Source organism: Parvibaculum sp. (assembly GCF_035511255.1).
GTDB lineage: Bacteria > Pseudomonadota > Alphaproteobacteria > Parvibaculales > Parvibaculaceae > Parvibaculum.
Genome location: NZ_DATKFR010000054.1, coordinates 1 through 10,792, shown reverse-complemented (window position 1 = coordinate 10,792; position 10,792 = coordinate 1). Strand labels below are relative to the sequence as shown.

Annotated in this window: 8 protein-coding genes; 1 reads left to right on the top strand and 7 read right to left on the bottom strand. The window is 64.1% G+C overall.

Annotated elements, in window-relative coordinates; genetic code table 11:
• From dnaE to VMR03_RS01790, 3 genes are all read right to left on the bottom strand, one after another.
• Positions 1 to 2,181: DNA polymerase III subunit alpha (gene dnaE, locus VMR03_RS01800; RefSeq protein WP_325401685.1), on the bottom strand; the 2,181-nt coding region annotated here is incomplete at its 3' end.
• A gap of 89 nt (positions 2,182 to 2,270) precedes the next feature.
• Positions 2,271 to 2,411: a hypothetical protein gene (locus VMR03_RS01795; RefSeq protein ID WP_325401683.1), complete on the bottom strand. Its 141-nt coding sequence runs from the start codon at positions 2,409 to 2,411 to the stop codon at positions 2,271 to 2,273.
• 73 nt (positions 2,412 to 2,484) lie between these two features.
• Positions 2,485 to 4,773, bottom strand: a complete 2,289-nt coding sequence (locus VMR03_RS01790; RefSeq protein WP_325401681.1) for a M20/M25/M40 family metallo-hydrolase — start codon at positions 4,771 to 4,773, stop codon at positions 2,485 to 2,487.
• Between the two features lie 161 nt (positions 4,774 to 4,934).
• Between VMR03_RS01790 and VMR03_RS01785 the strand changes: the two genes are divergently transcribed.
• Positions 4,935 to 5,801, top strand: coding sequence for a DUF1295 domain-containing protein (locus tag VMR03_RS01785; RefSeq protein WP_325401679.1), 867 nt, complete (start codon positions 4,935 to 4,937; stop codon positions 5,799 to 5,801).
• Between the two features lie 143 nt (positions 5,802 to 5,944).
• Here the strand turns inward: VMR03_RS01785 and VMR03_RS01780 are convergent, their stop codons facing one another.
• From VMR03_RS01780 to VMR03_RS01765, 4 genes are all read right to left on the bottom strand, one after another.
• Complete coding sequence (locus VMR03_RS01780; RefSeq protein WP_325401677.1) at positions 5,945 to 6,670, bottom strand: ABC transporter ATP-binding protein; 726 nt, start codon at positions 6,668 to 6,670, stop codon at positions 5,945 to 5,947.
• Positions 6,667 to 7,968, bottom strand: coding sequence for a lipoprotein-releasing ABC transporter permease subunit (locus VMR03_RS01775; RefSeq protein ID WP_325401675.1), 1,302 nt, complete (start codon positions 7,966 to 7,968; stop codon positions 6,667 to 6,669). The genes VMR03_RS01780 and VMR03_RS01775 overlap by 4 nt, the downstream gene beginning before the upstream one ends.
• 36 nt (positions 7,969 to 8,004) lie before the next feature.
• A complete protein-coding gene (gene proS / locus VMR03_RS01770; RefSeq protein WP_325401673.1) occupies positions 8,005 to 9,324 on the bottom strand; it encodes a proline--tRNA ligase in 1,320 nt (439 codons plus the stop codon).
• Positions 9,325 to 9,444: 120 nt separating this feature from the next.
• Positions 9,445 to 10,792, bottom strand: a 1,348-nt coding sequence (locus tag VMR03_RS01765; protein ID WP_325401672.1) for a hypothetical protein, incomplete at its 5' end; no start/stop codon positions are given.

Sequence of the window (10,792 nt, the reverse complement as noted above, 5' to 3'; positions counted from 1 at the left end):
CTTCGCGACCGCGCCGGTGACGAAGCGCTCCTTCTGCGCGTCCATTTCGGCCTTGATCTTCTTGCCCATGGCGCGGCGCAGAAGGTCGGCTTCGCCGAGCGAATAGCCGGACAGGATCTGCGCGATCTGCATCACCTGTTCCTGATAGATGATGACGCCGTTCGTCTCCTTCAGCACCGGCTCGAGCAGCGGATGCAGATAATCGGGCTTCTCGCGCCCATGCTTGCAGGCGATGTATTTCGGAATGTTGTCCATCGGGCCCGGGCGATAGAGCGCCACCAGCGCGATGATGTCCTCGAAACGGTCGGCATTGAGCTTGCGGAGTACGTCGCGCATGCCCGAACTTTCAAGCTGGAACACGCCCACCGTCTCGCCGCGGCCGAGCATCGCGTAAGTCTTCTCGTCGGCGAGCGGCAGGTTCAGGAGATCGATCTCGATGCCGCGCCGCGCGATCAGCTTCACCGCCTGATCGAGCACGGTCAGCGTCTTCAATCCGAGGAAGTCGAACTTCACGAGGCCCGCAGGCTCGACCCACTTCATGTTGAACTGCGTCACCGGCATGTCGGAGCGCGGATCGCGATAAAGCGGCACCAGCTTGTCGAGTTCCCGGTCGCCGATCACGACGCCCGCCGCATGCGTCGAGGCATGGCGGTAGAGGCCTTCGAGCCTTTGGCCGATTTCGAGGAGCTTCGCCACGGCCTCTTCGGCATCGCGCGCTTCCTGCAGGCGCGGCTCGCCTCTGATCGCCTCGGCGAGCGTCACCGGCGCAGCCGGATTGTTCGGCACCAGCTTGCAGAGCCGGTCGACCTGACCGTAAGGCAATTGCAGCACGCGCCCGACGTCGCGAAGCACCGCGCGCGCCTGCAGCTTTCCGAAGGTGATGATCTGCGCGACCTGATCGTAGCCGTAGCGATCCTGCACATAGCGGATCACCTCGTCTCGGCGGTCCTGACAGAAGTCGATATCGAAGTCGGGCATCGAGACGCGTTCGGGATTGAGGAAGCGCTCGAAAAGAAGTCCGAACCGCAAGGGATCAAGATCGGTGATGGTGAGCGCCCAGGCGACGACAGAGCCCGCGCCCGAACCGCGGCCCGGCCCCACCGGAATGCCATGCGCCTTCGCCCATTTGATGAAGTCGGCAACGATGAGGAAGTAGCCGGGAAAATCCATCTTGATGATGACGTCGAGCTCGAACCTGAGCCGCGCCCGGTAGTCCTCTTCGGACGTCACCGCCTCGACCTGTGCCAGACGCGCGGTGAGCCCCTCCTCCGCCTGGCGGCGCAACTCATCGGCCTCGGCGATATCGACGCTGAATTTCGGCAGGATCGGCTTGCGAGTGCGCGGCCGGTAGGAGCAGCGCTTCGCGATCTCGATCGTATTTTCGATCGCTTCGGGCAGATCGTCGAACAGCGCCACCATCTCGTCCTGCGACTTGAAGCGATGCTCGGGCGTCAGTCGCCGGCGGTTCCCCTGCACGACATAGGCGCCTTCCGCGATGCAGATCATCGCGTCATGCGCCTCGTATTCCTCTTCCTTGGCGAAATAGGGTTCGTTGGTCGCGACCAGCGGCAGCTCATGTTCATAGGCGAAGTCGATCAGCGCCGGTTCGGTCTGGCGTTCGACATCTACGTCGTGCCGCTGCAACTCGACATAGAGCCTGTCGCCGAACATCGATTTGAGCTTCAGCAGGAGTTCTTCGGCGGCCGGCCGTTGACCGGCGGCCAGCAGCCGGTTGATGACGCCGCCCGGCCCGCCGGTGAGGCAGATCAACCCCTCGGCATGGGCCGCGACGAGATCGAGCGAGACATGCGCCGCCTCGCCCGCCTCCGGCCCGAGGAACGCCCGGCTCGAAAGCTTCATCAGATTGAGATAGCCGACCTCATCCTTGACCAGCAGCGCCAGCGTGCCGGCGACCTCCCGGCGCGGACCGCGGCCCGGCTCGTCGCCCTCGTCCAGCATGATCGGGAGCGTACAACCGACGATCGGCTGAATACCGGCGCCCGCCATCGTTTCGGAAAATTCGAGCGCGCCGAAGAGATTGGCGGTGTCGGTCAGCGCCACCGCCGGCATCGCATTGGCCTTACAGAGCTTGACCAGATCCTTGATGCGGATCGCGCCTTCCAGAAGCGAGAAGGCGGAATGGAGACGCAGATGAATGAAACGGGGGAGCGAGTCGGCCATGCGAGACATTGTCCGGCCCCGCCTTCCTTATGTCACCTGCCAGGATCGATCGTAGTCCTTCACGCCGACCCAAAGCTGTGGAAAACCCCTCAGCCAGCCACCAGACCATGCGCGATCTGCACCCAGGTGCCCGCTGTCCAGACGAAGGCGCCGATGGAGACGAGCGCCGCCACGTCCTTGAGCCAGTGACCTGCACCCGATTTCGAAGCTGTTGCGATGAACCTGCTCATGTGGAAGACTCCGTTCATGGAATGTTCTTGATCCGAGTGTTCCCTTTTCGTTCTTTTCTGTCAAGAGCCTTCGTCACCAGGCTGTGGAAAAATCCGTCAGCCCGATCGTGGTGTCGGAATAGCGCCACGGCATGAAGGCCGCCGGTTTCAACGGTACGGCGGCGCCGTCGGGCCAGCCATCCGCCACCTCGGCGAGCTTGACCTCGATCCGCCCCTCGGCCTTCGCCGCAAAGGAGAGTGTGACGCCGTCGGCGGGCGGCGCCGCATAGCCGAACCCGGTCCAGTTGCCGGCCATCCGGGACGCCGGCACCGGCTTGCCGTTGAAAACGACATTGCCGAGATCGACGCTCGGCTTCAGGAAAAGCCGCAGCTCCCTGCCCCCGCGCATAGGTGTCAGCCGCAGAGCGACGAGGCGGCCTTCCGGGGTTTCTTCCATCCTCTCGACCGCGACGCGCGGCAGCGAGACAGGCGCAGGCTTCGCCGCCGCCGACCAGACCTTCGTCGTCAGGAAAGGCGAAAACTCCTCCGACGCCGGCTCCCCGCCATCCGCGGTCAGCGCCGCTCTTGCCCATTCGTCGAGCCTCGGAAAATCGGCGATGCGGTTGAAGTCCTGAGGCCCCGGCCCGGCCGCATAGAAGGCCTGTGTCAGATGCGGATGCCCGGCGTCGGCCGGCGCCAGCCGCGCATAAAGCACCGCGACAGCCCCGAGCCCGATGAGCGCCGCTGGCGCGAACCATGGCCGAACCGCCCGGACCAGCACCACGACCGCCGGCCAGAGCAGAACCGCGATCGAAAGCGCCGGCAAGGTCAGCAGCGCCGGCATGTTGACGCCAAGCGCCACAAAAACCTGTCCACCCCATTCCGCCACCTGCGCGGCGCCGAGCGTCCCGACGACGGTCGCCGCAATCAACGCCCGTCCGCCTTGCCCCCCGAAAAAAGCCACCGCAAGAGCGGCGGCAAGCGCCGCCATCAGCAGCGGCCATGCGACCATGAATGCGGTCGCCGGCGCCGCGACCTGAAGCCCCGTGGCCGCGATCAGCAGAAGCAAGAGCCCGCCGCACCAGAGCCCCTCCGGCCTCGCGTCGCGGCCGAGAAAAGGCACCGCGAGAAACCCGGCGATGATCGCCAGCGCGAGGCCCGCCGTAAGCGCCGCATATCCGGAGAGCACCAGCCCGTAGCGCGTCAGCAGCGCATATTTCATCTGCATGTCGGTAAAGCCGAGCATCGACCAGCCGATAAGCCCGAGCGCGACGACGAGCCCGACGGCCACGCAGAGAAAGAGCCCGGCGCCTCGCGTCACATCGGCCGCCGACAGACGCCCCGCCGCCCGCCAGCGGAAGACAACGAAAACGACGAGCGCGGCAGCGATGCCGATGAGCAACCAGCCGGCCGAAACCGGATAGGCGACGAAGCCGATCCCGAGAATATCGGAATAGACGAGTTCGCGACTTTCGCGGGGAAACTCGCTGGCGTCTGCAAGCGCCTTCACCAGCGCCAGCACGCTGTCGCCCATATGCTGCACACTGCCTGGGTCGATATTCTCCGGCGTCGCATGGGCGGTGTGATAGTCGAGCTCGTCGCCGAGATAGGCGAAGTTCATCCCGGCAAATCCGCGCCTCAACGCATTGGTGAGATCGGTCCCGTTCGGCATGTGGCGATAGACGAAGGCGGTCAGCGAATTCGCCGTCGGCAGCGATGCATGCCAGCCATAAAGCGAAACGAGCTTCCCCGCTCCCTCGCTCGTCTCGAACATCACGGCCCGCCCGCCGCCGCCGCGCGCTTCGAGATTGAGAACGAGGCCGACACGTTTGGCCAATGGATCGCCGCCGAAAAATGCATCCGAGCCGAGAAGTCCCGCCTCCTCCCCGTCGGTGAAGAGCACGATCACGTCCCGGGCGCGCGGCCCCACCGCCTTGAGATTGGCCACGATCTCCAGCGCCGCCGCGACGCCCGCCGTATCGTCCGCCGCGCCCGGCGAATTCGGCACGGTGTCGTAATGCGCCATCAGCAGGATCGCCGGCAGGTTCGGCTCCGTCCCCGGCAGGACGCCGACGATATTGGTGACTTGGCCGGCGACGAAGATGCGCCGCTGCGGAAGCGAGAACGTCCCCTCGCCGGGCCGAAGCTGCGGCGAAAGCCCGAGCGCGGTCATCCGCGAGACGAGATAGTCACGCACACGTTGTTGATCCGCCGAGCCGATCGGATGCGGCCGCGCCGCAATGGCACGAATATCCTCCATCGCCCTTCCGGCCGAGAATTGCTGCGCCGGAATGTCGGCGTCTCGCACGCCCGGAACCCGAAGCGCCAGCGCGGCCAGCAGAAGCGCCGCGCCCATGGCGACGAAGAAAATCAATGATTTCACACCGAACTCCCGGTTCCGGCCGCTCCCTCCAAGCATAACGCCAAATAGCGGGAGAAAGCCCCCGCCAATGCACTCATCCATTCGGACGAGGTTCGGCCCTCGTCCGGGCGGCACAGTCTGCCGATGAACCGCGCCATCGCGCAACACAGGGGGACGAGCAGATGGCCACGAGAACCGACTTCGCCCCGATCGTCGTCGCTTATGGAACCTGCATCGCCGCCGGTGTGGCGATCGTCTTCGGCTTGCGCCTCCCGCAGCCATGGGACGCGCTCACCGCCGATGTCGTCGCGACGCTGGTGATTTTTGCGTTCAGCCTGCGCTACCGCAATTCGAGTTTCTACGATCCCTATTGGAGCGTCATTCCGCCCTTGCTCGCCGTCTACTGGATGGAAAGCCACCCCGACGTCGGGCATGGCCTCCGCGCGGCGCTGGTCATGGGACTGGTCTGGGTCTGGGGCATCCGCCTCACCGCCAATTGGTCCATCCATTGGTGCGGACTCCATCACGAGGATTGGCGCTATCCGCTGGTGCGCGCCCGTGCAGGCAGAGCCGCCATATGGGCGGACCTTTTCGGCATCCACATGTTCCCGACCATGCAGGTCTTTCTCGGCTGTCTGCCGGTCTATGCCGTGATGAGCCACGGGGACAATCCGCCGGGCTGGCTCGACGCGCTGGCCTTCGTCGTTACCCTCGGCGCCATCGCCATCGAAACCGTCGCCGACCTTCAACTGCGCGCCTTCATCGCACGCCGATCCTCTCCCGACACGATTATCGCCGAGGGGCTCTGGGGCTGGTCGCGACATCCGAATTATTTTGGCGAGTTGGCCTTCTGGTGGGGCCTGATGTTGTTCGGCCTCGCCGCGGCGCCTTCGCAATGGTGGTGGATCGTGCCTGGCGCCGTGGCGATGACGCTGATGTTCGTCCTCGCCAGCATTCCCCTGATGGATGAACGAAGCCTCGAACGCCGCCCGGCCTATCGCGAGCACATGCGAAAGATTTCCGCCCTCGTGCCGCTGCCGCCGCGTTGAACGGCTCCAGACACAGTTCTGGACATAACCGGATAGATAGGAAGCAGCGTCACGCTCGTCAAGGGGCGTCCGCCAATCGTTCCGCATACGGAAATATGAGGCCAACTTATCCCCGCCCTCGAAAGTCCAGGACGGTGGGCCCTCTAAAGGCTTTGGTAGCTCGACGCGACCTGCGCTCCTTCGAGGAGCCTGCCCTCGTGCAGCAACACGATCCGGTCCATATGGCTCGCGAGATCGAGATTATGCGTCGCGACGAGCGCCGCGACACCCTGCGTGCGGCAGATTTCGAGCAACTCGTTGAAGACCATGCGCGAGGTCTTCGGGTCGAGATTGCCGGTCGGCTCGTCTGCCAGCAGAACCCGCGGCTGGTTCGCCAGAGCACGGGCGATGGCTACGCGCTGCTGTTCGCCACCCGAAAGTTCGGCCGGCCGATGCGTCGCGCGCGCGGCAAGTCCCATGCGGTCGAGCAGATAGCGGCCGAATTCCTCCGCCCGGCGGCGCGGCACACCGGCGATCATCTGCGGCAGCACGACGTTCTCGACGGCGGAAAACTCGGGCAGCAGATTGTGGAACTGATAGACGAAGCCGAGCTCGCGGCGGCGGACCTCTGTCCGCAGGTTGTCGCGCAGTCCGACGCATTCGCGACCGGAGATGACAACTTCTCCGGCGTCCGGCGCCTCGAGCAGACCAGCGATATGGAGCAGCGAGGATTTGCCCGAACCGGACGGGCCGACCAGCGCCACCATCTCGCCGCCGCGAACGTCGAGCGAGGCATCCTCGAAGATGCGCAACTCTTCTTCGCCCTGACGATAAACCCGGCGAATGCCGCGCAGGCTGAGAACCGGAAGCTCGTCCGCCATCGCCATCATTCGTACCTCAGCGCTTCGACGGGATCGAGCGAGGCCGCGCGCCACGCCGGATAAAGCGTCGCGGCAAAAGAGAGAAAGAGCGCCATGCCGACCACGGCAACGACTTCGCCGGTATCGATCTCGGCAGGCATGTGGCTCAGAAAATAGATCTCCGGCGAGAAGAGTTCTGTGCCCGAAATCTCCGACAGCCAGACGCGGAGCGTTTCGATGTTGAGGCAGAAGAGCGTACCGAGCGCAAATCCCGCCAGCGTGCCGACGACGCCGATCGACGCGCCCGAGATGAAGAACACGCGCATGACCGCGCCGCGCGTCGCCCCCATCGTCCGCAAGACCGCGATGTCGCGTCCCTTGTCCTTCACCAGCATGATGAGGCCGGAAACGATGTTGAGCGCCGCGACGATCAGGATCAGCGTCAGGATCAGGAACATCACGTTCCGCTCCACCTGCAGCGCGCTGAAGAAACTCTGGTTGGTCTGTTGCCATGTCAGCACGTCGCAGCAACTGCCGGCCATCTGCGCCACGGGCATCACCAGCTTGTTGACGCCATCGGGCTTCGTGATCTTGATTTCGAGCGCCGTCACGCCGTCGCCCGTGCGAAAATATTCCTGCGCCTCCCGTAGCGGCATGAAGATGAAACTCGAATCATATTCCGACATGCCGATCTGGAAGATCGCGGCGATCCGGTAGGCTTTCACACGTGGCGCGGTGCCGAACGGCGTGATCGCACCCCGCGGCGACAGAAGCGTAATGTTGTCGCCGAGCGTCAGCCCCAAATTCTTCGCCAGCCGCGAGCCGATGGCAACGCCGTCGCCGCCGTCGAAACCGTCAAGCGTACCGGCTTCGAGATTGCCCGACACCACCGTGAGGCGGCGCAGGTCCTTCTCATGCAGTCCGCGCACCAGCGCGCCCTGCGCATTGGAGCGGCTCGAGGCCATCGCCTGCCCCTCGACGATGGGCGTCGCGCTGACGACGCCCGGGATCTTCTCGATGCTTCCGGCGATCTCGTCGAAATCATTGATGAAGGACGTCACGCTGCGCACGAACATGTGGCCGTTGAGCCCAAGGATGCGAGAAAGAAGCTCAGTACGAAACCCGTTCATCACCGACATCACGATGATGAGCGTCGCGACGCCGAGCAGAATGCCGAGAAACGAGAACCCCGCGATGACCGAGATGAAGCCTTCCCGCCGCCGCGCCCTGAGATAGCGCATCGCGAGCAGCCATTCGAAAGCGCCGAAGGGAAGGCTCTTGCCTTTTCCCTGCACTCTCACGTCGCCGGCGCTTACCACGTCTGTCATCTGTCGTTCCTGTCGCGCCCCGGCCCGAAACCCGTTTCAGCTCGTCAGCTTATTCAACGCCGCCTCGGGCGAAAGCTCCACGCGCTCGCCTGTCGCGCGGTTCTTGAGTTCGACCACGCCGCTCTTCAACCCACGCGGACCGACCACGAGCTGCCAGGGCAGACCGATGAGATCCATGTTCGAGAACTTCGCCCCGGCGCGCTCGTCGGTATCGTCGTAGAGAACCGTCACGCCGGCCTTGTCGAGCTTCGCATAGAGATCGGCGCAGGCCGCGTCGGCTTCCGCATCGCCGACCTTGAGGTTGACGAGACCGACCTTGAAGGGGGCAACAGCTTCCGGCCAGATGATGCCGTTCTCGTCGTGGCTCGCCTCGATGATGCCGCCGACGAGCCGCGACACGCCGACGCCGTAGGAGCCGCCGTGAATGGGTCTATCGACGCCGTCCGGCCCCGTCACGATGGCCTTCATCGTCTGCGAATATTTCGTCCCGAAATAGAAAATCTGTCCGACTTCGATGCCGCGTGTGTTGACGCGGCGCTCGGCCGGCACCTCGCTTTCGAAGCGCGCCGTGTCGTGAACGTCTTCGGTCGCCGCGTAGAGGTCGGTCCACTGCTTGATGATGGGCGTGAGATCGCCGTTGTAATCGACATCTTCGCTCGGCACCGGAAGATCGAGAACGTTCTTGTCGATGAAAACGCCGGACTCGCCCGTCTCCGCGAGGATGATGAACTCATGGCTCAGGTCGCCGCCGATGGGGCCGGTCTCCGCTCGCATCGGGATCGCCTTCAGGCCCATCCGCGCGAAGATGCGCAGGTAAGCGACGAACATGCGGTTATAGGAAAGACGCGCAGCCGCCTCGTCGATGTCGAAGGAATAGGCGTCCTTCATCAGGAATTCGCGGCCGCGCATGACACCGAAGCGCGGGCGCTGCTCGTCGCGGAACTTCCACTGCGTGTGATAGAGGTTGAGCGGCAGATTGCGATAGGACTTCACATAGGCACGGAAGATTTCCGTGATCATTTCCTCGTTGGTCGGTCCGTAGAGCAGCTCGCGCTCATGCCGGTCCTGAATACGCAGCATCTCGGGGCCGTAGGCTTCGTAGCGGCCGCTCTCGCGCCAGAGATCGGCGAGCTGCAGCGTCGGCATCAGCAGCTCCAGCGCGCCGGCCCGGTCCATCTCCTCGCGGACGATCTGCTCGATGTTCTGCAGCACGCGAAACCCGAGCGGCAGCCAGGCATAGATGCCGGCGGCCTCCTGCCGGATCATGCCGGCGCGCAGCATCAGCCGATGCGAGACGATCTGTGCCTCGGCGGGGTTTTCCTTGAGCGTGGGGAGAAAATATCGGGAAAGGCGCATTTGATCCTGGGCCGCAAGGGGCCGTCCGGGAAGCGATTACGGGGCTCAAGTATTAGGGGCTCGCCGTCGGATTGGCAACGCGCCGCGCCTTAAAAGAAGGCCATCTGCCGCCGATTTCGGCTACTTCAGCGCCGAGCGGCTTTCCATATGCGTGACGAGATAGGCCCGGATGTCGACTTCAGGCGCCTGAGCCACCCCCCGGCCCGATTCGACACCATAGGGCCCCTGCTCCAGCTCCTCTACGGTGGAGTCCATCTCGACGTCATAGGTCCGGTCGATCTGGTTGCGGAGCGGCTGTTCGGCCTCGTACCACCGGGTCTTTTCGGACCCGTCGGGACAGGATGCCAGCTCCGCGCCGTCGGTCGCCCCCCACCGCCTTTCGACGCAATGATAAGGGTCGAAGGAGAGCTTGAAGAGCCGGCGGACGATATCGTCGATGGTAAGTCGCACCGCCGTTCCATCCGTCTTCCTGTAGACGACCGGGCAGGCCGCGTTCTCCTCGTCATAGGCTCTGAGGATATCTCGAGGGAGATCGTCGCCCCGATATTGCAGCCGCGGCGCGTCCGTCTCTTTCATGCGGATGAATTCGCGGATCTGGTCGTGCATCTCCTTGAAGGCGGTCTTGAGCCGGGCGTCGCGGGACGGCGTCGAATAAAGCTCCCACACGCCATCGGTGCCGTAGATGTTGCGGGGCAGCCGGTCTGGCTGCGACATCAGATGCGTCCGTCCCTCGTTGCGGGAAATCTCGACCGCCTGCTTGCGCGCACGAAGGTCCTGGCAGAGCGTCTGCATCATCACATGCGTCTCTTCGACCGGCTTGTATTCGAGCTCGCCGATCGAAAGCCGCGCCCTCAGATAGGTGTAGAAATCCATCGCCTCGTTGTCCTTGACGAATTTCGCGACGCCCCAGAGGCTCGGATCGACCGGCGGATTGCCGACATATTGCTCAAGCGAGAATCCGGCGATCTCGGAATTCGGTGTCCCCACGATCCGTCCGCCGACAAATGTGCCATTCGCAAGCTGCCTCGCGCCGACAAGCCGGATCGGACGCCAGTTCTGGAAGATCGAGCCGAGTTCGGGTCCTGTGCGCAAAAACTCGCGCCCCACGAACGTACGGTCGAGCGTGTTGTCCGGATGCGAGGAGAAGATCATGATCCGACCGCCCTCCTCCACCTTCCAGACCATCGCCACATGGCCGTTGACGTCGTAGGCGACGGTCCCCGGCCGGATCGTGTCGCGGTCGAGGCGTGGCGAATACATGTCCGTAAAGAAGGTCGGGTCGTCCGATTGCGCATCGTGACGATACATCGCCGTCGATACGGTATTGGTGATCTCCGTGAGCAGCGGAATGGCGGGCACGCCGGCAGCGGTGGCGGGAACGGAGCTCCGCCCGACCACGCGGTTGCCGCTCGACGAATAACGGATGTCGCCGCGCGGTCCGTCATTCGATTGCATCGCGCTCTGCCAG

Coding starts and splice junctions, on each gene's coding strand:
- VMR03_RS01795 (WP_325401683.1), bottom strand. CDS start 2,411: ATGAGCAGGTTCATCGCAACAGCTTCGAAATCGGGTGCAGGTCACTGG.
- VMR03_RS01785 (WP_325401679.1), top strand. CDS start 4,935: ATGGCCACGAGAACCGACTTCGCCCCGATCGTCGTCGCTTATGGAACC.
- VMR03_RS01780 (WP_325401677.1), bottom strand. CDS start 6,670: ATGATGGCGATGGCGGACGAGCTTCCGGTTCTCAGCCTGCGCGGCATT.
- VMR03_RS01775 (WP_325401675.1), bottom strand. CDS start 7,968: ATGACAGACGTGGTAAGCGCCGGCGACGTGAGAGTGCAGGGAAAAGGC.
- proS (WP_325401673.1), bottom strand. CDS start 9,324: ATGCGCCTTTCCCGATATTTTCTCCCCACGCTCAAGGAAAACCCCGCC.